At 46.4% G+C, this 26,338-nt stretch carries 14 protein-coding genes; 11 read left to right on the top strand and 3 right to left on the bottom strand.

What is annotated here, in order from left to right:
* Positions 1–24: 24 nt before the first annotated feature.
* The gene (locus QF041_RS21175; protein ID WP_307415540.1) at positions 25–3,114 is read right to left on the bottom strand and encodes a hybrid sensor histidine kinase/response regulator; all 3,090 of its coding nucleotides are present in this window, start codon (positions 3,112–3,114) and stop codon (positions 25–27) included.
* A 177-nt stretch (positions 3,115–3,291) separates the two neighbouring features.
* Between QF041_RS21175 and QF041_RS21180 the strand changes: the two genes are divergently transcribed.
* The 8 genes from QF041_RS21180 to QF041_RS21215 all read left to right on the top strand — a co-directional run bounded on the left by QF041_RS21180 (position 3,292) and on the right by QF041_RS21215 (position 19,970).
* The gene (locus QF041_RS21180; RefSeq protein ID WP_307415541.1) at positions 3,292–4,428 is read left to right on the top strand and encodes a response regulator; all 1,137 of its coding nucleotides are present in this window, start codon (positions 3,292–3,294) and stop codon (positions 4,426–4,428) included.
* Between the two features lie 178 nt (positions 4,429–4,606).
* Positions 4,607–8,407 carry a DUF8202 domain-containing protein gene (locus tag QF041_RS21185; RefSeq protein ID WP_307415542.1) on the top strand — a complete coding sequence of 1,267 codons (3,801 nt, stop codon included), beginning with the start codon at positions 4,607–4,609 and terminating at the stop codon, positions 8,405–8,407.
* 318 nt (positions 8,408–8,725) lie between these two features.
* Positions 8,726–12,913 (top strand): DUF8202 domain-containing protein, encoded by a 4,188-nt coding sequence (locus QF041_RS21190; RefSeq protein ID WP_307415543.1) that lies wholly within the window; start codon positions 8,726–8,728, stop codon positions 12,911–12,913.
* Between the two features lie 337 nt (positions 12,914–13,250).
* On the top strand, positions 13,251–15,359 hold the full coding sequence (locus QF041_RS21195; protein WP_307415544.1) for a TerD family protein: 2,109 nt from the start codon (positions 13,251–13,253) through the stop codon (positions 15,357–15,359).
* 168 nt (positions 15,360–15,527) lie between these two features.
* Entirely contained in the window at positions 15,528–16,400 is an 873-nt protein-coding gene (locus QF041_RS21200; RefSeq protein ID WP_307415545.1) for an AraC family transcriptional regulator, read from the top strand.
* 351 nt (positions 16,401–16,751) lie between these two features.
* On the top strand, positions 16,752–18,377 hold the full coding sequence (locus QF041_RS21205) for a rhamnogalacturonan lyase B N-terminal domain-containing protein (RefSeq protein ID WP_307415546.1): 1,626 nt from the start codon (positions 16,752–16,754) through the stop codon (positions 18,375–18,377).
* Between the two features lie 214 nt (positions 18,378–18,591).
* On the top strand, positions 18,592–19,542 hold the full coding sequence (locus QF041_RS21210; RefSeq protein ID WP_307415547.1) for an SMI1/KNR4 family protein: 951 nt from the start codon (positions 18,592–18,594) through the stop codon (positions 19,540–19,542).
* A gap of 53 nt (positions 19,543–19,595) precedes the next feature.
* Positions 19,596–19,970: a winged helix-turn-helix transcriptional regulator gene (locus QF041_RS21215; protein ID WP_307415548.1), complete on the top strand. Its 375-nt coding sequence runs from the start codon at positions 19,596–19,598 to the stop codon at positions 19,968–19,970.
* A 60-nt stretch (positions 19,971–20,030) separates the two neighbouring features.
* On the opposite strand, the gene QF041_RS21220 is transcribed toward QF041_RS21215, so the two are convergent.
* Positions 20,031–21,101: an SDR family oxidoreductase gene (locus QF041_RS21220; protein ID WP_307415549.1), complete on the bottom strand. Its 1,071-nt coding sequence runs from the start codon at positions 21,099–21,101 to the stop codon at positions 20,031–20,033.
* Between the two features lie 248 nt (positions 21,102–21,349).
* The gene (locus QF041_RS21225; protein WP_307415550.1) at positions 21,350–21,847 is read right to left on the bottom strand and encodes a DinB family protein; all 498 of its coding nucleotides are present in this window, start codon (positions 21,845–21,847) and stop codon (positions 21,350–21,352) included.
* A gap of 175 nt (positions 21,848–22,022) precedes the next feature.
* Here QF041_RS21225 and QF041_RS21230 point away from each other — a divergent pair, with 175 nt between their 5' ends.
* Genes QF041_RS21230 through QF041_RS21240 form a run of 3 tightly spaced genes read left to right on the top strand, consistent with a single transcriptional unit; the run spans position 22,023 to position 26,323 of the window.
* Positions 22,023–23,180, top strand: coding sequence for a response regulator (locus QF041_RS21230; RefSeq protein WP_307415551.1), 1,158 nt, complete (start codon positions 22,023–22,025; stop codon positions 23,178–23,180).
* A 3-nt stretch (positions 23,181–23,183) separates the two neighbouring features.
* Positions 23,184–23,543, top strand: a complete 360-nt coding sequence (locus QF041_RS21235; protein WP_307415552.1) for a hypothetical protein — start codon at positions 23,184–23,186, stop codon at positions 23,541–23,543.
* The gene (locus QF041_RS21240; protein WP_307415554.1) at positions 23,531–26,323 is read left to right on the top strand and encodes a hybrid sensor histidine kinase/response regulator; all 2,793 of its coding nucleotides are present in this window, start codon (positions 23,531–23,533) and stop codon (positions 26,321–26,323) included. The genes QF041_RS21235 and QF041_RS21240 overlap by 13 nt, the downstream gene beginning before the upstream one ends.
* The last annotated feature ends 15 nt before the right edge of the window (positions 26,324–26,338 follow it).

Genomic DNA, 26,338 nt, shown 5'->3' on the forward strand with positions numbered 1-26,338 from the left:
AGAGTCATATATCGATCTTATCGCTCAGGCTCTCATGCTGCGGTCCAAAGGGATGACAAAGGAAACTTTCGTACCTTGGCCCGGCGAGCTGACGATGGTCAAACCTTGTCCGTACATCTGGGTCAACCGGCGATGTGTATTGGTTAATCCAATGCCTCCGGTACCGCCTGGACCTTTCTTGGGCCATGCCAGTGCTCGTTCGATCTGCTCGGGCTGCATCCCCACACCGTCATCCTCGATCTCAATCAAGGTGGACGCTGTTTGGTTGATGATTCGGATATGCACGGTTCCACCCTCCACTTTGCTGAGAATACCATGTCGAACAGCATTCTCAATGAGCGGTTGAATGGTGAGTGGCGGCAAGGATAGATCAAGATCATCGGGAATATCCCAGATGACGTTCAACCGATGCATAAATCTTTCTTTCTCAATGTAAAGATAGGCGCGGGAGAGATCCAACTCATGAGTGACCTCAACCATTTTCTCCGAATTAACAAAATGAAAGCTAGTCTGAAGATACTCGATAAAAGCATCACCCAGTTTCTGCATTCGCTCCGTGTCCATCTCACTAAGAACCATAATTGAATTGAGCGTATTAAAAAGAAAATGGGGCTGAATCTGTGCTTGTAAGTAAGCAGCCTCCATGCGCAGTCGCTCATCAATAGATTGTTTCAGTACGATCAGAGACCCGATGCGATGCCTTAATTCAACGGCATCCACGGGCTTGGTGACATAGTCCGTAGCACCTGCCATGAATCCGGCGTATACATCCGCTGGTTCGTTACGGGCCGTCAACAACAGGATGGGAAGCTCCGATACCGAATAACGCTTGCGTACGTTCTCGGTCAGTTCATAACCGGACATATGAGGCATCATGACATCGGCAATCAGTAAGTCCCAAGGCCCCTTATCCAGCAATTCAAGTGCTTCAAGCGCCGAGGCTGCAGGTTGAATATGGTAAGGTTCATTCGCAAGCATGGAGATCAGTACTCGCAGGTTTACAGGATCATCATCGACGGCAAGAATTCTTGCGGCAGTCTTATCTTGAGAAACGGTCTGCTGCTGCGGCTCTGCAATCGCAATTTCATCGAAGCTGTGAGCGTCCCATTGCTGCTCAGTCTGGTCCGATAGCGATGCGGTGTCTTCCCGTGGAAGCGAAATCTGGAAGATCGATCCTTTCCCGGGTACGGATTGCACGGTGAGTTGGCCGCCATGGAGTTCTGTGAGCTGCCTGCTGATATTGAGACCGAGGCCGATTCCTCCGCTTAAACGAGCCTCTGGGGTGCCCTGTTCATACGCCTCGAATATTCGCTGTTGTATCTCTTCACTTATACCAACCCCTGTATCTGAGACTTGAATTAATATGCTCTCTCCATGTTCCCGGACAGATACGGTAATCTTACCCTCATCGGTAAATTTCAGTGCATTATGCAACAGGTTGTAGAGCACCTGAACAAGTCTTCTCTCATCCGCTTGAATCAACGGCAGTGATTCTGGAATATCCACCTGCATATGGATGGGCTTGCCCTCTGCCATGAATCGGAACATACCGATCACGCCTGGAATGACAGATGCAAGAGATAAAGGTTTCTTCTGAAGCGTAATGCGTTTTTCCTTCAAACGAATGACATCAAGGAGATCATCAACCAGTTGGGACATGCGTCGGCCGATGGTAACTAACAGCTTCATGTCTTCTGCCTGCTGCCCACCTGATTTACGACGTTCACGAACCGCGATACTCTCGGCGATATTGATGATCCCGTGCAGCGGTGTACGCAATTCATGAGCCGTATTCACAAGAAACTGATCCTTCTGGCGATCCTCTTCTTTGAGCTGTTCGTACAACTTCTCGATCTCACTTGAATTGCGGAAGTATTTTCTGAACCAATAGGCGGAGAAGCCAAACATGGCCGCGATCACATCGATCGGATAATACACGTTGGTAATTTCGCTATGTGAGTTCACAATTCCCCATAATACGCTTGATAGGCTGCTAGTAGCCGCAAAGAGCAAAAAGCTTGCGTCGCTTCGTTTCTCGGCTGCCATTCGGAAGAATAGGTACACAGACCAACCGATGGCAAACAGATAGAGGAAATCAGAAAGCCCAATCTCAAGTACATGATAGATCAGGGTCACTGGTGCGACGAGCAAAAATAAACAGTAAACGCCAAGCACGCTGGCATAGATACGGAACAGTTTACGCCCTTGTAGACTATGGGAGAAGCTTCTAGCCATCTGTAAAAGAAAGAATGCGAACAACGGATAGGATAACGCTTTGGCCTTAACGATCCAAGTGAAATTGAGTGGAATCCAACTCAATAACAGATTGTCATGGTCGGAAGCGACCGTTAGGGCAGCTACCAGTGTTAGCATCGAGAACGTCAGCAGAGCTCGTTCCTTTCGGATAAACAGAAACATGACAAAAGCGTATAGGCTGTGCAAAATCAGTATGGCGAACGTGATCTTTTGCAAATCAATAGACAATCCTCGTTCACTGCCAATGGCTTCTGGAGAACCAAAATAGAGAGAGCGTGTGATCCCTCCGCTATAAGGATCGTCAAAATTGGCTGTTTGCACCAAAAGATTGAGTTCGGTAGAACCGTCAAGCACATAGGAAGTCGTAAATGCAGTCCTTTCTGGTCGATAGGCTTCGGCATGAGTGGCAGGTTGGCCGAATTCGGCAACAATGGTCCCGTTCATCTCGATAATCGATGATGTCTGGATTTTCTGAGCCCAGAGAGAGACTTCCTCCACAGATGGATCTAAAAGTATGCGAAGACGGTACGTTCCATATCCGAACGACGATGAGGATTGTGGTAATGCATTACGCCAGTCACCAGGAACTTGAATCCGTGTGGATGGGTTATCTGCTATTTTCGCGTCACGATTAGAGATTAACGTCTGGGGATAAAACTCCCATTCTCCATCCAGGGATATGGGTGAAGTGTTGGCGAGGTCCCAGCCTCGAAGGTCTAATAAGCCTTCAATGGGTTCAGGATGTGCGGGTATAGTGAAAGTCTCGGACCATATCCAGCGAAAGCCAAGCAAAATAGTCAGGAATAGAATCGACAGCACTACATATCGGGGTATCTTTTTATAGGTTATTGGTTTCATGGCAGACTTTAGTTTTCGACAGTTTACTTCAAATTCCTGCATGCCTTTTGAAAGTGAAGAACATTTTTTTGAATACCGGAACATAAATTCTATATTCAAATGATAGCGGTCCCACATCAGGATTTATGGTAAAATTATAGATTAAAGGGTGATCAGTGAGCCAGAGGAGTTGTGCATATGAGAGTGATTTTGGTAGATGATGAATATCTCGCTCTGAGCAGGTTGAACAAACTGTTGCAAGAGAGAGAGGATTGCGAAGTTATCGGCTCTTTTCTGACGGCACAGGAAGCCATAGATCAGATCGAAATTCATCTGCCGGAAATCGTCTTCATGGACGTTCAAATGCCGGGGATGAACGGGATCGAGGCGACCGAACGTATCCATGAGGTTTCTCCTGGAACAGAAGTTATTTTCACAACCGCATATAACGAACATGCACTGACGGCTTATGGGCTTGAAGTGCTGGACTATATTATGAAGCCTGTAACGCGTGACCGTTTGGAAAAAACGATGAAGATGTATCAACGCCGAACGGTGTCAGCAAGTCTGAATATAGCAGAAGGGCCATCCATGTTGATCCGTTGTCTGGGGATGCTCCAAGTCCAAGTGCACCCAAATGAGCCGCCAAAACATATGAAGTTCAGAACAACCAAGATTAGAGAGTTATTCGCCTATTTGCTTCACCATCGAAACAAACCGATTAAGCGGGATACGTTACTTGAACTGTTGTGGCCAGAGTTGGATGAGCGGAGAGGTATATCCAATCTGCACAGTGGCATCCATCGCTTACGCAGTATGATGAACGAATTCATGGGCGAGGACAAGATGGTCATTCGTTATCAACAGTTTGGATATCTATTGGAAACAGGAGAGTTCAGGGTTGATGTGGAAGAATGGGAAAGTCGTCTTAACCGAGTGCCTCTATTATCTTCGTCTACAATAGCTGAACATCGGCAAACCTCAGATCAATATGAAGGCAAATATTATAGCGAAGACGATTATGTATGGGCTGAGTTGGAGCGCGAGCGATTGCATGCACTCTGGCGTAACCACGCCATGCAACTCGCACAATATTACATCGAACTGGGACAGGATACGGAAGCACTCACGGTATATCACCGGGTACAGCAATTCGAGCCATCATTGGAGCAAGTCGGATTGGCCTTAATGAAGACCTATGATCGATTAGGCAATAAAGATCCTGTAATCGCACAATATAATCAGTTGGTCACTACGTTAGAACAAGAGGCAGGCATACGTCCTGGCTTGGAAGTTGAGTTGTGGTACCAGCAATGGAAACAATCAAATATTTAATTGAAAATATTCAGCCTTGCAGCTTCATTTGCAGGGCTGTTTTTTTGTTGTATTTGCGAGCAAAAGGTTTGGTAAGAGTTTGGTAAGAGGCTATGTGTAGAATAAGCAAGATGAGGGTAGATATGATGTTTGAGTCAGTAAGCAGTCCAAAAATAACATATTAAATTAGGAGGAAACTATGTACACAGCAGAAATCCGGAAGAAATCATGGCAAAGAATTTCCATGCTGGTTCTTTCCTTTATTCTGGCGATTGGAACGTTGCCCATGAGTTTGGCTCAAGCGGAGGCGACTAACGAGAATCCTGTGGGTCCGGGTGGAATTGGTGCCCCTGCACTATGGCTACGACCAGAGCGGGTAAACGGAGTTGCCAGCGGCGAAAAGGTGAGTATCTGGGAAGATCAAGGCAGTAAACTAAACAATGCAACTCAAAGTACGGAAGCGAATCAACCGACCTATTGGGATGATAAAAATCACAATATCAATTTCAATCCGGTATTGGAATATAACGGCAAGAGTAGTTTTATGAATCTGGATGTAAGTAAGCTTCCTCAAGGGAAGAGCCCCAGATCGATCATTACCGTGAGTAGAACCAATAAAACGGGAGGCCTCAATTATATTATTTCATGGGGAGTACAAACGGGTGGTTATACGGGTATGGGGATGCTTCAAGTTGACGCAAGGGGCGGCTTGACGACATTTAATAGTGACAGTAATCAGACTTTATACACTCCCGACAAGTTTATGGGAATGACATTCCCGACCGAGCTATTTGTTACTTGGACAGGTGGGGATACTGGAACGAATATAGCTAGATTGTACAGTAAAATGAAGCAGGTACAGGAACTGGGTGGTTGGGGAAAAGATAATGCTAAGGCGTGGAATACTGGTAACTCGGACGGAGCCGTAGTTGGTAAGCTAATTCCGGCAACTGCGGCCAATAGTGGGCATTGGGAGGGTACGATTGAAGAAATCATCGTATTTGACCATGCTCTGACGGACGCAGAACGCCAAAAAGTCAGCACATATTTGGCGATCAAATATGGTTACACGCTTGATCAGGCGACAGCCAATTCATATGTCGATTCAAACATGGCTACGATCTGGGATGCCCAGGAGAACGCAGTCTATACCCATCGCGTTACAAGCATCGGTCGAGATGACCAGAGCGGTTTGATGCAGAAACAAGCCAAAGCGCAGGAACTGGGGTCCATAATGACAATTGCATTGGGCAACAGTATCGAGGATACCAATTCTGCAAATGAAAATGAATTCTCAAAGGATTCTTCTTTCTTTACGTTTGGTGACAATGGAGCAAGTACTGAATTCAAAACACCAATTACGAAAGATGGGAAAAAACTGCTTGGGATGGAGCGTGTCTACAAGGTACAGAAAGCAAACTGGACTGAATCACAGATTACACTTCAGGTAGACGAAGCGGGAGCTAACCCGGCTTTGCCTCAATATGTTGTGATCAGCGATGATGCTCAATTTGATGGACAAGACTCATTCCATTTAATTGAGAACGGCCAAGTAACTCTTAATACCTCAAATTTTGGTCCGAACTCTTACTTTACCATTGCAACTGCTGCTACTCCTTTGACGGTACCAGACGTCACACTGACCGACGATGAGTTGACATGGGAAGCAGTTGCGCATGCAGACAAATATGAAGTAACAATCGAACTGGAAGACGGCACGAAGCGGACGGTGGAAGTAATCGGAACGGCGCTTAACCTGTCGCAATTGGTACCATCGCTAGAAGTTGGCACCTACAAAGTGACAGTAACAGCGAAGACGGACAGTCCAGCCTATGCAGATTCAGAAGCATCAAATACGAAAAGTTATGTTGTTATTGATAAGGCGAAGTTGAAAGCCAAAGCCGATGAGATTAAGGATAAGATCGAAACAGGCGAACTGGACAAAGAGGAGTACACACCAGCGAGTTGGGTAGCACTCGAAGATGCGATGAATGAAGCAGAGCGAGTGTTGAATGAACCGACAGCGACTCAAGCGCAGGTAGATAAGGCGCTTTTGGATCTGACTGATGCAAGAACGGGCCTAATCCCTACAACATCTGTACCAGTTGTAGATAAATCAGCTTTACAAGCGAAAGTAACTGAAATTACAGGTGAAAGCTTGGAAGAGTCAGCGTACACACCAGCGAGTTGGGTAGCACTCGAAGATGCGATGAATGAAGCAGAGCGAGTGCTGGCTGATTCGACAGTAACTCAAGCGCAGGTAGATGAGGCGCTTCTGGGTCTAACTAATGCGAGAACGGGACTTACGAAAGTGAGTGGTACTGACACATCAACACTGCAAACACTGATCCCTTCCGTGGGAAGCTTATCCCCGGCCTTTGATCCGGCTAAAGATACGTACACCATCTCTGTGCCGAATAGCGTATATCAATTCCAGCTAACGCCAACGGCACTTGATCCACTTGCTAAGATTGAAATAGCTGTTGGAGATGGAGAATGGAACGAGGTTTCAAGTGGCACTGTAAGTGAGAATCTACCGCTTCAAGTCGGTGGAAATAAGATCGTTGTTAGAGTAACGGATTCACTTGGAAATGTTACGGAGTATAAAATCAACGTGACTAGAGCATCCAATGACAATGGTAACAACAGTGGAGGCAACAATGGCGGCGGTGGAAATACGGGAGGTAACAGTGGAAGCACACCAGCACCTACACCTGCGCCAGTACCAACGCCAACTCCGGCACCCGTGAAGGATAATTTGGAAACAACTCGGGATGGTAGCCATCAACCATTCGCTACATCCAAACCATCTGACAACAAAGAAACGTTGGTTCAAGTTGATCCAGCCAAGCTGAATGTTGCCATGTCACAAGGCACAGGACAGCAGTTCGCCATTCATTCACCGAATGATTGGGATATGAAGGTGGATGGTTTAACCCTCGAAACACTGAAACAATTAGTAGATCAAGGTTCCAAATTGAACATTAGCAATCCGTTAGCGATCTATCCGGTACCTGGTGGCAAAATGGACCTGAATGGTGTATCCAAACAGCTGGGTAATGTGGCCATGAAAGATGTTGCTGTACGAGTCGACATTGCCCGCTCATCGGACGCTTTGATCAGTAGCGCAAAAAGCAAGGCTGCAACGGAAGGGTACGAGCTGTTGGTGAGTCCAGTCGATCTGGATCTCACCTTTACGAAAGATGGACAAACGGTTCGATCCGGGCAACTGAACGGTTATGCACCGAAGTATATTGCGCTTCCGGAAGGTATCGATCCGAACCGGATTACAACAGGCGTGATCATCAACCCGGACGGTAGCATTTTCCATGTACCAACGGTTGTCACTAAGATCAATAGTCGTTACTACGCGCTTATTAATGACTTGCGTAGCAGCGGAAGCTATTCGGTCATCTGGAACCCGCAGGATTTTGAAGATGCCAGATCCCATTGGGGTAAAACCGATGTGAACAACATCGCTGCGAGATTAGATCTGAAAGGTAACGGAGATAACACATTCTCACCGAACCGTCAGGTTACTCGTTCCGAGTTTGCCGAGATTGTTGTGCTTGGACTGGGCTTAATGCGTCAGGATGCACCACAGAATCTATTCCCTGACGTTAACGAATCCGCATGGTTCCGCTCCGCGGTAGCCCTTGCGAATGAATTCGGTATCGTTCGCGGTTACGATAATGGCAACTTCTACGGTAATCAGGAGATCACACGTGAGCAGGGATTTGCCATGGTTGCTCGTGCGTATCGTCTGATTGAACCGGAAGCGGCAATTAGCCCGGATCAGATGAACTCTGAACTGGAACGTTACAGTGATGCAGCGGATGTATCAAATTGGGCGAAAGAAGATGTAGCCCAGTTGATTGCAGCCGGAATCATCCAAGGTAACGGGCCAGAGGTGCTGAGTCCGAAGACCACGATGACCCGTGCTGAGGTCACTGCATTGATTGCAAGAATGTTAAAAGTAACAAACTTGATTGATCAATAAACACAATTTAAAACGAAAAGCCTTTGCTGACATTGGGGGTCGGCAAAGGCTTTTTATTTTTTGAACTGACGTTGGAGTACTGAACTCTACTTGTCTCCTGCTAGAGGATATGTTCAAAGATTATCCACCCCCATATCCTCCTTTCTATCGATTGTATTCATTATCGTATAGCTTGGTAAGAGTTTGGTAAGAGGCTCAGTGTAAAATAAGCGGTGAAGCATTTCAAAATTAACACAATCTAGTAAATCAGACATCCTGAAAGGGATTATGAGAAGAGAATTTACAAAATTAGATATAATCGAAAGGTGTGACAAGTGTTTGAAGAACAATAAGAATTTGCACAACAGCAAAATGACAAGAGTATGGTCAAGGGTGCTTTCTTTGGTGATGGTTGCGAGTATATTGCCTACACCAATTTTGTTTCCAGCCATAGAAGCTCATGCAGATACTGAAAATCCTGCATCCAACAGTACCGCGATTACCGCAGGGGGATATCCGGGTGGTGTAAGCGACGGACTCATATCATGGATTGATGTTGAGCGAAGTATGAATCTGGCAGCTGACGGCAGTAAAATTACTTCTTTGACCGATCTGGTAGATCTGGACCCCAATGTAGAACATGATAATGTATGGAGTATCGTAAATCCTAATACCTTAGTTACAGGCGCCATTAACTTTAACAGCGGTATATTAATTGATGGTAACAAAGGATACTATGTCAGGGCGCCTTTCCATACAACGGATGTCGCTCGTGAGGCATTTTCCATTCAAGGAGCTGCTGCGAATGGTTTCCCATGGCATTTTGGCGGCCAAGGAAGCACCGACACGTACAGTACAAGTGTAATCAGATCTTCATTTGGCAATGCAGGGAACGACGAATTGATTCGAAATAATGCAGGTAACCCGTATCAGTTAGGGCAAGCAGATATTTTCAATGTACTTCGCACTGAGGATTACTTTGGGATGTATTTAAATCATACGAAGTTAATCGATAAAACAACTGCAGGAACAGCGAGCTTTAATAGTGCCACGAGTGCTACGGGTTACTACTTCGGAGCAGGGCATAATCGAAGGTTTAATGGACTAATATCGGAAACGATATTATATAATCGCGAGTTACAGGACGTTGAAAGAACTAAAGTGTACAGTTACTTGGGGTTAAAATACGGAATCACTCTGGCAGACAACTATGTTTCCAGTGATTGGAACGGAGAAGAAGGTACTGTTTTCTGGAATTCGTCGAACCAGGCAGATTACAAGAATCGCATTACCGGGATTGGCCGTGATGACTTAGGTGCCCAGAACCAGAAACAATCCAAGTCACAAGGAGTCGGCTCAAATGTAGCCATTGCTCTTGGAGATACGATTCATTCAGATAATGTCGACAATGAGAATACGATGGATAACAACTCCTTCTTTATGTTTGCAGACAAGAGCGCGAACGATACCGTATCTTATGTAAGTGCACCCATCGTGAAAGATGGCTTTCGTGTAAAGATCATGGATCGTTCGTATCAGGTGGACAAAACAAACTGGAATGATCAAGATATCACACTTCAAGTGGATGATGCTGAAGGCTTAAAACCAAGCTACATCATTCTTAGCCAAGATGACTCTTTTGACAACAATGATACCTTTTATCCAGTAACGGATGGAAAGGTTACATTAAACAGTTCCAACTTTGCGGACGGTTCTTACTTCACGTTTGCAGCTGCTTATCCGGAACCTAAAGATGCTCACTTGCTAACATCGCAAGTCAATGACGATGGAACTTTGAATCTAACCTTCAATCGTGACGTGAATTCGGATGATTTGAAGGGCTTCACCGTCACAATTGGAGGTACCGTGTATGATAGTCTGAGTCAATTTATAGCTAATGGATCTACGATTTCCATCCCTCTGACGGAAGCTCAGCTTGAATCGGGAGAAGAAATTACAATTAACTATGACGGTAGTGGAACGTTGAGAGACGCGTTAACCGGACTCAAGGTTGATGAATTCGATCAGGCTATTCATGCAGTCAATACAACGCCATTAGCGAAAAAAGTGAAAGAAGCCTTAGCTTTATCGAATGGTGATTACACGACTGACTCATGGAATGCATTGCAAACCAAAGTCCAAGAGGCACAGACACTTTTGAGCAATCCTTTGGTAACACAGACCCATGTAAATGACCTGTTAAGTGTATTGGATAACGCAATCGATGGATTGGTCAAGAATCAACCCAAAGCGGACAGCGGTAGCTTCATCGAGGGCGAAAGCACGATATCCATTCATTTTGATAAAAGTATCGAAGTAGTTTCTGAAGTGGATCTAAGTAGTGCATTTACAGTTACGGTAGGTGGGCAAACCGTAGAAGTTGTCGGAGCTGTCATCGATGGATCTGATCCTACAAAATTGATTTTGACCTTGCCCGAATCGGTTAAATTATCAAGTGATGAGAAGGTTAACGTTGCTTACAATGGAACATCTGGCTATCTAAAAGGCGAGGGAGCAGAAGGGACATTGGTTCATGATTTCCAATTCGATTTGGAAGACCCATTCGCGAGCGCGCTGAAGATTACTGAACCATCAGGGAGTACTTCAGATAAGAAGCCAGCGGTTTCGGGTACGGTCCATACGGATACAGATACGCTGAGTGCAGTGTTGAAAGATGCGGATGGAAATGTAGTTGATGTTGCAGGAAGTTTAACCTGGAGTGCTGGGGACCCAAACTGGTCCTATCATCTAGATGAAGATCTGGCACCCGGCACTTATACCGTTGAGGTAACAGCAGTGGACGGAGGACGTTCCGTTACGAAAACGAAAACATTTGCTGTTGTAAAAGAAGCACTGATACAGCTCAGTCTGACCGATTCATTTGGGAAAAATATTGCGTTGAACCAGGCATTTGATCCAAACCAATTCAACTACGCAGCAACGGTAACCAATGATGTGTACAATCTACGTATTTATCCGACTGCTCCTGATTCTGCAGACAAAATTGAGATTTTGCATGATGGAATCTGGAAGGAAGTGGAGAGTGGCAATAGTAGCGATGATCTTGCACTTAAGGTAGGTTCAAACACAATTGTCATTAGAGTTACAGATACGAATGGTTTGCAGACGGAGTACACCACTGTTATCACCAGAGCATCCAGTGACAATGGTAACAATGGTGGAGGCAACAATGGCGGCGGGAATACAGGAGGTAACGGTGGAAGCACACCAGCACCTACACCTGCGCCAGTACCAACGCCAACTCCGGCACCCGTGAAGGATAATTTGGAAACAACTCGGGATGGTAGCCATCAACCATTTGCTACATCCAAACCATCTAACAACAAAGAAACGTTGGTTCAGGTTGATCCAGCCAAGCTGAATGTTGCCATGTCACAAGGCACAGGACAGCAGTTTGCCATTCATTCACCGAATAATGGGGATATGAAGGTGGACGGTTTAACCCTCGAAACACTGAAACAATTAGTGGACCAAGGTTCCAAACTGAACATTAGCAATCCGTTAGCGATCTATCCGGTACCTGGTGGCAAAATGGACCTGAATGGTGTATCCAAACAGCTGGGCAATGTTGCCATGAAAGATATTGCTGTACGAGTCGACATTGCCCGCTCATCGGACGCTTTGATCAGTAGCGCAAAAAGCAAGGCTGCAACGGAAGGGTACGAGCTGTTGGTGAGTCCGGTTGATCTGGATCTCACCTTTACGAAAGATGGAAAGACAGTTCGATCCGGGCAACTGAACGGTTATGCACCGAAGTATATTGCGCTTCCGGAAGGTATCGATCCGAACCGGATTACCACAGGCGTGATCATTAACCCGGACGGTAGCATCTTCCATGTACCAACGGTTGTCACGAAGATCGATAGTCGTTACTATGCACTCATTAATGACTTGCGTAGCAGCGGAAGTTACTCGGTTATCTGGAACCCGCAGGATTTTGAAGATGCCAGATCCCATTGGGGTAAAACTGATGTGAACAACATCGCTGCGAGATTAGATCTGCAAGGTAACGGAGATAACACATTCTCACCGAACCGTCAGGTTACTCGTTCCGAGTTTGCCGAGATTGTTGTGCTTGGACTGGGCTTAATGCGTCAGGATGCACCACAGAATCTATTCCCTGACGTTAACGATTCCGCATGGTTCCGCTCTGCGGTAGCCCTTGCAAATGAATTCGGTATCGTTCGCGGTTACGATAATGGGAACTTCTACGGTAATCAGGAGATCACACGTGAGCAAGGATTTGCCATGGTTGCTCGTGCCTACCGTCTGATTGAATCGGAAGCAGCAATCAGCCCGGATCAGATGAACTCTGAACTGGAACGTTACAGTGATGCAGCCGATATATCGAATTGGGCAAAAGAAGATGTAGCCCAGTTGATTGCAGCCGGAATCATCCAAGGTAATGGGCCAGAGGTGCTGAGTCCGAAGACCACGATGACCCGTGCTGAGGTCACTGCATTGATAGCAAGAATGTTGAAAGTAACAAACTTGATTGACAAGTAAACAGATCGATATGGAAAAGCCTTTGCTGACATTGGGGGTCAGCAAAGGCTTTTTTCTATTTTCATTAAATTCTTAAATTCATGTCGTAATACTTTCGCCCTGTTGGAAGATCGTGGAATCTGAGATGATGGGTTCACCAGAGGTTCGGGTGACAAACTTTGAACTGCTGGCCTTCAGGCTATTGCGATCCTTCCTTCTACAATCATTGGAGATCATAGGGTCGCAGCTCTCCTGAAGATTTATTTCAGAGAGGAGGCGTCCAGGCTATCACATTCCTTCCTTCTAACCCTAACCTTTCACGTTATATAGGGATGTGGCTTTCCTGGACTCTTTTATCATGAACAATACAATCTATTTGCGCAGAGCAAACAAACTCATTATTGAAACAAACGAAGGGGAACAACAGTTGCCGAAGACATATCTGGCGACTGCCCTCAAAAATATTGAAGCACTTGGATACACCTTCTCGGATGAGCTAATGCAGGCGATGCGGCAGCTGTCCAAGGAACAATTTGAAACAGTGTATCATCAACTCGTGGCTGATCTAAGAGTCATGGTCGGCGCACATGTGAATTACACACCGATGTATGCAGGATTCCCAATGCAGGTGATGCAAGCGGATGAGGCTGAGTTATATCTCAATGCGATTATTCATTATCTGACCAACCTGACTGTGGTCTATCCGGATCAACAATCTGTGGAAAGAATGCCTTTGCTGGAGAAGACGGACTTGAAAGTCATTGGTTTGGGAAACCAGCAAGCATTCCAGACGCTCATCCGTCAGATCATTGAAGCAAAAGGTTCCATCTCGGAAACAGACAAGGCAGATATCGACACGGTATTGGAGCATGCAGACCCGGAAGACGTGGATGCGCTATTACCCGCTGAGATTCCGTTCAAAGAAAATGTGGGCTTTGTGGTCGCCTCGCTGTTGAAGCATGAGAAGGCGAACATTGATCGAATCGGTCCGTATTTCAAAACGGCAAGTGATGTCCTGCGTCTGGCTGTTGCCTGGTCCAATGGTGATGTCAGCCTCGCAGCGGCTACTCCCTTCCGAAAATTCAAACGGCGTGAGAGACGCCTTTTGCTCGGATTGCTGGAGCAATGTGGCTCCATCACGGAGGATATGCTGCGATATAAGGATCGCTGGATTCGCCTTAGCGAAATTCTTCATCCTTCGGAATATAAGCTTCGGTATCCGCGATGCGAAGAAGCCTTTGATATTTTGCGTAATAATAAGCCGTATTCGACCTTCAACGGAAGTGTGGAGCTTGCCTTCCAATATCGGAATGTCTGGAGTCTGATCGATCTGTTGTCACAGCGTCCAGGTGAATTCGCCAGAAGACTGGATCACTTGCTGCGGATGACCGAAGATGAAGCGTATGTACTGCTGGCATTTGGTGAAGTTATACCACAGGTATCTACCCTGGTATTGTTGCAGGTGCGACAGCATTTTGCCCGCCGTAATGAACCGCAGGATCTGCGTGTCTTCTTCCCGAAGGGCAATGTAGCCAAAGCTTTTGCTGTTCCGAATGAGCTGCCAGACATCGATGAAGCCACGTGTCGTGATGTCGTGCAATTGTGCGAGCGGGCACTGGTAGAGCGCTTCGCAACCCTTCCCACGCTTGGGAAGACCTATGTCGATCCACAGCTTCATGATTATCTGGTACCTTTTTCCCAGAGATCGGCAAGTAAGGCTCTGCATACCATCGTTCGTGGAAGCCGTGTGCCTATGGCAGAGGGTGATACCATTCGTTTCTTCAACTGGTGGAAAGAGGGGGACGTGGATGGAAAGTCTACAGGGCGCGTGGACATTGACTTGTCTGCGGTGATGTACGATAAGGACTGGAACTATGTGGAGCATATTTCCTATACGAATCTGCGATCTTCTAACTATAAGGCTGTCCATAGCGGAGATATCGTGACTGCACCTAACGGAGCAAGTGAGTTCATTGATCTGCATATTCCATCCATCGTGGCCTATGGTGGACGATATGTGGTGGCAACCCTGCTTTCGTTCACCAGTCATCCGTATTGTGATCTGCCGGAATGTTTTGTAGGGTGGATGATGCGGAAGAAGCCGGGGTCTGGAGAGATTTTCGAACCGTCTACCGTAGCGAACAAAATCGATATTACCGCGGATACGCAGATTGCGATCCCTGTCATTATGGATCTGGTCGAACGCACCGTCATCTGGACAGACCTGGCGCTGACCAGATATCCAGACTACTACAATAACGTAGAGGGGAATCAGAAAGGTATCGTGCTGATGGGTAAAGCACTAACGACTTTACGCAAACCTGATCTGCATGACTTGTTCATGCTCCATGCCAAAGCTAGAGGAGAGCTGGTGGATACAATAGATCAGGCGGATACAATCTATTCGGTCGATCAAGGTGTTACACCGTACGATATCGAGCAGATTATGGCGGAGTATCTAGTTTGACCTGTTTGACTTGACTACTGGTGATATGTGAATATCAAGGTTAGAAAAGAGTAGCTGATGCTGCTCTTTTTTCTGGTTTGGGTGCAAAGAGCCTACAGAATGGTGCAGGTAATGTCGGATGCAAAGAGAATGACTTTGCTAAGCTTGAATTAACGTGGGAGGGATGATATGGATACGCTGAGGCGGTTAAATGAAGCCTTGAATTATATTGAGGAGCATCTGATGGACGTCGTGGACATGAAGGAGATTTCGCGGATTGCCTGCTGCACGGAGTATCATTTTACACGCATGTTCTCTTTTCTTAGTGGTGTAACACTATCGGAATATATTCGACGTCGCCGCTTGACACTTGCAGCCATGGAGTTAAGCCACAGTGACAGCAAAATCATTGATATTGCGCTAAAGTACGGGTATACATCGCCGGATTCTTTCTCGCGTGCTTTTCAAAGCATGCATGGCACTACGCCCTCCGAAGCGCGAAACCATGGTCCATCCCTTAAAGCCTTCCCACGGATGACATTTCAACTAACCATTCAAGGAGGAAGCGAAATGAACTACCGTATTGAAGATAAAGAGGCGTTTCGAATCGTGGGTATTCGTAAAAGGGTGCCGATCGTATTCAACGGGGTAAATCCGGAGATCGCTGCGATGTACCAGAGTCTCACACCGGAATTGATTGATACGATCAAGGGGGCATCGAACGTCCAGCCTCTGGGCTTGATCAGTGCTTCAGCCCATTTCAGTGAGGGGCGGATGGCGGAACAGGGAGAACTGGATCATTACATTGGCGCAGCTACGACAAAAGATACGCCTGAAGGACTGGAACAGCTGGAGGTTCCTGCTTCAACGTGGGCTGTATTTACCGTCGTGGGTCCGTTTCCAAGCACGCTTCAGGAGGTGTGGGGCCGGATCTACGCAGAGTGGTTTCCCTCATCGGACTATGAGCTGAGTGAGGGTCCGGAAATGCTATGGAATGAGCACAAGGATGTTACTGTAGAGCAATATAGAAGTGAGATATGGATACCTATTCGGAAGAGATGATACGTCTCTAGTTTGATATCTGCGGGCGCAGCTTTTTGAAGCTGCGTTTTTTGTATGCAGAATTTGCAATCAGATATACGGGCCGTTTTCATTGCAAATATATGTAATATAATGGTATTATTTTATTGGAATTGTAAGAATACTTGTATGTAGAAGAGTGATTTAAAAAGGGGGTGGCGAGATCAGGTTTACATGAAGTGATGACTCTATTCTATAGGCACGCAGACATAACATTCCATTGATTATGGACAGGCTCACATAGCAGACATATCGATATGAGACGGAAGTGTCAGTTATTATACATTATAATGTAAGCGCTTTATTAAGTGAGTTCCAAGGAGGGATTTACTCATGACCAAAAGTATAGTGAGAAAGGCGCTTGGCTTGTTTTTAGTCATCGTTATGATCGCAACAGCTGTTGTATACCCTGCATCTACCGGACACGCGGCAACCATTAATGTGACCGATAACGGCTCCAGAATTGAAGTAAACACCGGATCAGGATTAGTCTATGTGGTGAACAAAACCAATGGGGATATTATCTCAGCCAAAATGAACGGTACGGAGCTGAACAGCAATAGAGGATCGCATATCGGCTCAGGTTTGGGCTCCTCCGCCAATGTGACGTGGAATACCTCTCCTTCAGGATCAACTGTGTTAATCACGGTATCCACAAGCACACTAACTCACTATTATGCTTCGCGTGGTGGCGAGAACATCATATACATGGCAACGCATATCACGGCTCAACCTTCGATCGGGGAGCTGCGATACATTTTCCGCGGTAATGGTAGTGTGTTGACAGGTGTTCCGGCGAATTCAAATAATCGGGGCAACACTGGAGCGATTGAAAGTCAGGATGTGTTCGGGTTTGCAAATGGACAGTCGGCCTCCAAATATTATGGTAATGATCAGGCCAAAGACTTATCCGTTCGTGGAGTTACGGGGAATGGCGTCGGTGTATTTATGGCCTACGGCAATCGGGAAAAAAGCTCGGGTGGTCCATTCTTCCGTGATATCCAGTTTCAAAGTGGAACAGAGACGGAAGTATATAACTATATGAACTCGGGACATGCACAGACGGAGAATTGGCGCTTGGGTCTGCATGGACCATACGCTTTAATCTTCACAACGGGCGGTACGCCGAGTGTACCCGACTTCAGCTGGATGTCAGGTCTGAATCTGCAGGGTTGGGTATCCAGTCGGGGGAACGTTGTGCTTAATGGTCTCTCTGGGATGGATACAGGGTATGCTTACACAATTGGGTTCGCCAATAGCAATGCCCAGTATTGGGTGGGTACGTCTTCAAGTGGGGCCGCCGCCAAATACAGTATGATCCCGGGCACGTACACTATGACAGCCTATAAGGGAGAACTGGCCGTATATACGGAAACGGTTAATGTCACGGCAGGACAAACGACGACACTGAATACACGTACGATCAACAATGACCCAAGTAAAGCCTCTAACATCTGGCGAATCGGTAATTGGGATGGTACGCCACGGGAGCTCCTGAATGGACAGACGATTCCGATTCGTCACCCATCCGATAGTCGCAACCCAAGCTGGGGACCTGTCACCTATGCTACCGGTAGCGCGACCAATCGATTCCCGGCAATCCAGTTCCGTGGTCAGAATTCTCCAACCACAATAACGTTTAATTTGAATGCATCTCAAGCGGCATCTTCTCATACGCTCAACATCGGTATTACCGCAGCTTACAATAATGGCAGACCTAGTGTAACGGTTAATGGACATGCTTTAACCAATCCTGCTGCATCTTCACAGCCCAATTCTCGTAGCTTCACCATTGGTACGTATCGTGGGAACAACACAACCTTTAGCTGGAATGTTCCATCATCCTACTTCGTGAATGGTTCCAATACCATTACGATTACGCCAATCAGCGGTTCCAGTGACTTGGGTAACTGGTTAAGTGCAGGTTGGGTCTACGATTGTGTTGAGTTGCTGAATTGAATTAAGAATTCAATATAGTGGAAGGAATAAAGGAGGTAGCCTGCCTGGTTTTCTTAACCGGGTTCTGGTTACCTTTTTTAGCTTTGTCACCCGAAATGAAAAGATATCGATTCATGATATCCCTAAGGATCTTGCTTTGCTGGAGATGGTGATCCAGATAGTGGTATAATTTTCAATACGTAATCATGAGTGAATGAACGGGGAGGAAAAGAGAATGAGAGACGATCTGTTGGTTCAATTGCAAGAGTGGCATGAAGAAGATGAATTTCAGGAAATTGTAGATGCAATTCAAGCGATTCCTGTGGAAGAAAGAGATTATGAGCTGGTTAACCATCTGGGACGGGCGCTGAATAACTTGGAACAGTATGAAGAAGCGGTTGAACAATTCCTGACGGTTGCTAAAGAGGGCACAGGTGACCCACTTTGGCATTATCGGATTGGACTGGCTTATTATTACCTGGAGCAATATGCGCATGCGCTGCAGGCGTTTGAAAGAGCGGATGAATTGGACCCTGAGGATGAAGATACGCTGGAGTTTCTGGGATGGATTCGAAGCAAAATGGAGGAGCCGTCCGAATCTGAACCTGAAGTTGAAACGGATCCAGAGGCTGTTGAAGAATTCCGTGTACCCGTTGACGTTGTAGCGACCTTTGAAGCGGTTCCCAGACCGGAATCCGGCGAATTCTGGAACGATAGTGAGCAGGCACTGGAGCACTATGTGTCCAATCCGCCGAGTGATGGTCTCATTGAGTCTGTGGAGGAGCAATTGGTGTTCCGACTCCCTGCCTCCTACATTGAGATGATGAAGCTGCATAACGGTGGCATTCCGTACAATCGTTATTTCCCTGTAGCGAATACAGATACGGGAGCTACGGATTATGTTGAAATTGAAGGTATATTGGGCATTGGCCGTGAGAAGCCTCGCACGTTAGCTGGTGCCCAAGGCAGCTGGACTTTGATTGAACGTGAAGGTTATCCGGAGATTGGTGTGGTCATCGCGGTATCTCCTTCGGAGTCGGGGGTTGTCATGCTCGATTATCGTTCATTCGGTAATGATGGAGAACCTGAGGTCGTTTATGTGAAGAGGGAGAATCCCAAAGAGATCCTTCCGCTGGCACCGAACTTTGAGACGTTTATCCAAGGGCTGATGACTCCAGAAGTCTAAAAACTCGACATAGATTCTTTAAACTGTTGTGTGGAAGGGAGACAGAAGGTGATATGGAGGAACCGCTCAAAGTATATAACACCGCAGTTGAAGCTTTTCTTGAAGTAATCGGGGGAAAGTGGAAGCCTGTTATTCTATTCCATCTTACCTTTGGCAAGAAACGTAATGGTGAGCTGATGAAACTGATCCCTGCGATCACCCAGAAAGTGTTGACTCAGCAACTTGGTGAACTAACGGAGGCGGGGATCATTGTCCGTATTTCCCATCACCAGGTTCCGCCTAAAGTGGAGTATGAGTTAACAGCGTATGGATGGAGTCTTAAAGAGATTCTTCATCTGATGTGTAGGTGGGGCGATATACATGTGGAGAACGTATATGGAGATCGAGGGAAAATTCTGTTTAAGCCGTCAACTACTACTGACCGTTGAGGTACTTATATAAGCCGATTCTGCAATTCAGGAATCGGCTTATTATGCATTTTATCTACTTTACGGAAGGATCTTACGATCACGCAGATTTCTGAAAATATCCATAAACATAGTCTCAGTGTCGATGAAATCATGGAATCCGAAGCGGCGAGCTTTGGAACCATCCGCGAAGAAATCGTAATCCCACGAGAAGACAAAGTCACCAAATGCCCAGGAAGAGACATCGTCATAAGGGGTGTTTACCAAACCATACTTTTCAATCATTGAATTCCAAAGATTTTCTTTATCTGCCATCACTGTTGCAAGTGAAAGGGGCAGTGGAGGGGCTGTTTCCAGTTCGAAAAACGCAGCGATTCTGGGCCATAGCTCATTCCAGCGAAACAGATCGCCATTAGTGATATTAAATGCCTGATTGGCACATCGCGGATCGGTTGCTGCCCATACGGTTGCATGAGCCAGCAATGTTGCATCAGTCATTTCAAGAAGCGAATGATACGCTCCTGGTTTCCCGGGGAATCGTAATGGCAAGCTAAGCTCCTTGGAGATAGACGCATACACGCCAATAACCATGGCAAGGTTCATTGGATTACCCAGGGCGAATCCGCATACCACAGAAGGGCGCAGAGCTGACCAGGTCCAGCTGCTTCCGGGTTGCCGATCCTCGAGAAACCGTTGCTGATCGACATTGAATTCGGGGGGCATATGATATGCGTCCGTTTCTTTGGCAGGTGTTTTGAATGGCCCCAGATGTGCACCGTACACTTTATAACCTTGCATTAGGCTAATATGTTGGAGATTTGGAGCGATCGGTTCGATGGTATTCACCACATTGACGAGCATGGCCAGGTTGGGCTGTACCAACTCGGCCCAAGTTGGGCGATCCTGATACGCGGCGTAGAAAATATGCGTAACGGTCGTTAAATGACTCAGTTTGTCTTGTGTGTCTGCTTCGTTCAGTAAATCAGCTGATATATAACGCAACCCAGGGGCATCTTCCCCTCCGCGGCGAGATACACCAATGACATTCCATTGCGGAAGTGTCATCAGATAATCAATAAGGTTTCCTCCAATGACGCCTCCAGCACCAATGACAAGTGCGGTATGACGGGTAACGGATTGTTCAGGTTTCAATGGACATGCTCCTCTCTTCTTCTGTTCATATTGTGGGTCAGAAAAAGAGGGATGAGAAGTACGCACCTCAAAGTCATATACGCACCTTGAAGTAATATATGAGCCTGGTACAGGATATGAGCGTTACAATTGGCACTTCAATGGAAGTTACTTGCCTATAACCACAAGAAGCTGCAAAAGGAACAATCGTCCTTTCACAGCTTAGATGTGTCTGTATATTCGTCCAATAGATCTGTTGTAAATATGCTTTACGCCGGATATCCGCCACCTGGAGGCGGCCATGCGCCGTAGAAGCGACGCAGCAGAACAATCTCACCCAGATGGTACGAGTTATGGGATGCGATATTGCGCAAAAGTCCTGCTTTAGTTTCACCCGGGAAATAGAGCAGTGAATCATCTAATTGTGCAGTTTCTGCAATGGCTACGGCTTGATCAACCCCATCCAAGAATGCCTGAATATCTACCTTCCACGTGGCTTCGTCCTGTGGACCCTTCTCCTCAGGCCAGCTCTCACTCACGTTAGCAGGGAGCTGTGGTTTGCGTCCTTCCAAGTGATCGAGCATGAATTGCTGCCAATAATGCATGTGCTTCACCAACTGATAGATCGTATATGGCATGGTATCGTGCGTACGAGCAGCAAGTGTGACATCGATATCGGGTAGAGCACGGGCGATGCGGATATGACCGCGTTCCCCCACTAATGATTTGACAAGGGCTTGCCCAAAGCTTTGATTCGAATCTGACATATGGTACCTTCCTCTCTTCCAAGACCGGATCTGATAACCTGTCTTCTATTTAGTATTATACAATTAAATTGCTAAAAATTAAAAATGGATAACCAAGAACGCTAAATACTTAAAATGCCTATGATATAATAGTGAAAATAAATCTCAAGGCCTCAGGGTCGAGGAGGAAGCTCCTGTGAAAGTGATATTGGTTGACGACGAACGTCTAGCGTTGATAGGCCTTCAAAAATCACTAGAAAAAGAAGTAAGCGGCATTGAAATTATTGCTACATATATGAATCCAACAGAGGCTGTGGCGGGTATTGTGGAGCACCGTCCTGATGTTGTTTTTCTGGATATTCATATGCCGGAGATGGATGGGATGGATCTGGGAAGACAGATTCAGGCAGCAACACCGGGCACCGAAATTATATTTGTGACCAGTTACGATCAATATGCGGTGCATGCTTTCGAACTACAGGCTTTGGATTATGTGATGAAGCCCATCCAAAAGGATCGATTGAAGCAGACGGTAAGCCGCGTAAGAGAGAAATTGAGCGTGAAACTGGAGCAGCGGTCAAAGGATACAAACGTACCTTTAATTTGCTGTTTTAATCAGATTCAGTTTAAGCTTCCAGGAAAGGATATCCAGGCTGCCAAATGGCGTACAAGCAAGGCGCAGGAGCTGTTTGCATACTTGCTTCACCACCGGAACCAGGTCATCCATCGCAGTGTTCTGCTGGAGCTTCTGTGGCCGGGAATGGAAGAGGAGAAGACGGCACACCAACTCTACACTGCGATTTATCATGTCCGCCAAACCCTGAAAACTTGCAATATGAATATGATCACGATTCAGAGTGGACACCTGGAGGCAGGCTATCGACTCGAATTGGGTGAGGCTCAGTTGGATAGTGAGCAGTGGGAACGGGAAATCAGGCAATGGAAAGTCGTAGACGCAAGTACCGTTCATGCCTATGAGCAAGCGCTTCATCTATATAAGGGTACCTATCTTGGCAATTATGAATACATGTGGGCTGAACCTGAGCGGGAAAGATTACGCTATCTGTGGCTGTATCATATGAGACAACTAAGTCTGTATTACCAGCAGCATGGGCTGGCGGAGAAATTGGTCGAGAGTACACAACGTATCCAGCATATGCTTCCGGATGAAGAAGAAAGTTATTTTATGCTAATGAAGTTATATGATGAAATGCACAACGATCTCGGTGTGGAGGAGCAATATCGTCTCTTAACCACCAGAATGGAGCAAGATTTGGAGATACCGATCAGTGAGGACATTACCGAATGGTATCAGGACTGGAAGCTCGGTTTAACCAAAGTCATGAAAAAATAATTAATGAAATTAACTCAAACGAAACGTATGGACCGTTACAAATATTTGTTCATTGTGCTAATCATTTTTGGAGTGTTAATTGGCATGCGCTCGGTATGGTCAGAGTTATTCAACACAGTAGATGAGCATCGCGCCGTTAACGGGGTGCTGGATTTGAGAGGTGTGGATCTGGATCAGTCCCCTGTCATGTACTTGAATGGGGAATGGGAAATATACCCGGATGAGTTGCTGACCCAACAAGATATTGCGAAGAGGGGTGTGGCGGCGCGAAGGCTGTCCAGGTCCCTGGGGACTGGGGGAGTGCACAGAGTCAGGAACAAGAGAATTCTTTCGGATACGGAACGTATCGATTGCGCATTTTAACAGATCCACTTCAGACTCCTGTTACCTTCTGGTTCAAGGGAATCCGAAGTTCATCCGAGGTTGAGATGAATGGATACAACGACGGGGGCATGGGTGAGATCTCCGCGGATAGCAGTACATATATACCCAGAAGCACTTCATATACAGCGACCTATGATCAGGAAGGAACAACCTCCATTGAACTATTGGTCCGTGTAGCCAATTACGACAGTCCGTATATGGGCGGAATTAGCAAACCTGTTCGCTTCGGTTCACAGGCAGCCGTTGATTTTTCGCGTTGGTATTCCATTGGTTTTCAGATGCTCACCTTTCTGGTTCTGCTCCTCCACGGCATATATGCCTGTATTCTTTACGCATTTAATCGACAGGAACGTTCCTTGCTGGTTGGAGCCGTATTAACTTTATCTGTTGGCATCACGGTTACGATGGGTCATGACAATATATTGATGTTATGGCTTCCAATTAATTATACTTGGGGCATTAAAATTCGATTGATCTCATTGTTACTGCAAAATGCTTGTATCCTTCTGTTATTCCAGAGATTAACGGTGGTTCATGTACGAAAGGCATGGCTAAAGTGGCATGTTGTCATGACCTTGATCTATACGGCCGTGATTGTGGTGGTGCCCATTCATATTACATATGCCATGATCTATTACAACGTCATTAACCTATTCTTTCTTCTATCCCTGATCTGGTTTCTATATATCGTTGGAACGATGATCTTCAGGAAACAGTCGGACCGGGATATTGTTTTTCTGCTGCTTACTGCAGGAGGTATTACATCCAACCTGTTGTGGAGTGTGGCCGAGACAGCCAGAGATGTGACAACAGTCTATTATCCTATTGACATTATCTTTGCCATTACCGGCTTCTCCGCCTATTGGTTCAAGAAATACTTCAGGAATGCCAAAGAGAATATGAAGCTGAATACAGAACTGCAGAAGGGTGACAAAATTAAAGATCAATTCTTGGCGAATACATCACATGAACTGCGGACCCCGCTGCACGGGATCATTAACATCGCTCACAACGTGATCACCCGAGAGAAAAACCGGTTGGATGAACGGAGCCTGGAGGATATGGAGTTGCTGATTACGATCGGTCGACGGATGTCACATCTCCTTGGTGATCTACTGGATGTAGTTCGGCTGAAGGAGCACCGAATTGAGTTACGTCAGGGGCCTCTTTCCATACAGTCGGTTGTGCCTGGCGTTATCGCCATGCTGCAGTTCATGGCAGAACGAAAACCAGTCCGCCTTCATATGGAGATTCCGGAATTGTTCCCTCAGGTCATGGCTGATGAAGAAAGGCTTGTTCAGATTTTTTATAATCTACTGCATAACGCGCTTAAACATACAGAGGAAGGAACGATATCTGTAAGTGCCGAAATTCGTGAAGGACATGCTCTGATTCATGTGACGGATACGGGCATTGGCATGGATGAGGATACACGGATGCGTATTTTCCTCCCGTATGAACAAGGGTCGTATGGAATCAGTGATGGACAAGGCATCGGGCTTGGACTGAACATCTGCAAAGAGCTCGTAGAACTGCACGGCGGGGCACTTACGGTTCGCTCGGAACTCGGAAAGGGCTCGGTATTCAGCTTCGATCTGCCACTCGTGGATGAAGACGCCGATCAGGCTCAGTCACAACTTCCCCTGATATGGGAACAGGCCGCCGAGATGATGGAAGATGCACCTAGCGGATTCCTGCTACCCCGCCCAGGTATGGGGGACGCGGAAGCCTTGGCGACAGCAGAGATGGCTCCGTTGTTAAAAGAGGGGAGAGCTACCATTCTGGCTGTCGATGATGATCCGGTTAATCTGGATGTGCTGGTCAGCATCCTTTCGACGGAACCATACGATATAACTACAGCAGGTTCGGGTCAGGAAGCGATGGAATTGCTCGGCACACGTCAGTGGGATCTGCTCATTACAGATGTGATGATGCCCAATATGTCCGGATATGAGTTAACCCAGAAGGTGAGGGAACAATTCTCGATGTCGGAGCTTCCTGTGCTGCTGTTGACGGCACGAAGTCAGCCGCCAGATATCTACACGGGGTTTGCATCGGGGGCCAATGATTATGTCACGAAGCCTGTAGATGCGGTGGAACTGAAATATCGGATACGTGCATTGACCATGCTAAATCAGTCTATCCAAGAGCGCCTGCGCATGGAGGCTGCTTATTTACAGGCTCAGATTCAGCCTCACTTCCTGTTTAATACACTGAATTCACTTATGGTTTTAAGTGATATTGATACAGAGCATATGCGGAAGCTTGGCGATGCTTTTTCATCCTATTTACGGATCAGCTTCAACTATCTCAATACAGGGGAACTGGTGAAATTATCATACGAGCTGGAACTCGTTGAAGCCTATCTTTTTATTGAAAAAACACGATTTGAAGATCGATTGTCGGTGGTATTAAACATAGAGCCGGACCTTCCGTTGCTTCTCCCGCCGCTATCGATCCAGCCTTTGATTGAAAATGCCGTCAGACACGGACTATTAAGCCGCAATGTAGGCGGTACATTATGCCTATCCATCACTCGTCATGAGGGTTATACCCGTATTGAGGTGAAGGATAATGGTAAAGGCATCGAACCGGAGAAGGTTGCAGAACTGCTACATGCTACGCCAGGTGGAAAAGGTGGAATAGGCATTGTGAATACAAACCGCAGATTGCTGCAACGGTATGGTCAGGGATTATCCATCGTAAGTGAACCGGGTGAAGGAACGATGGTTTCATTTGATATTCCGGATGAGATATAAGGAAAAGGCCGCAGA

The organism is Paenibacillus sp. W2I17 (genome assembly GCF_030815985.1).
Lineage (GTDB): Bacteria > Bacillota > Bacilli > Paenibacillales > Paenibacillaceae > Paenibacillus.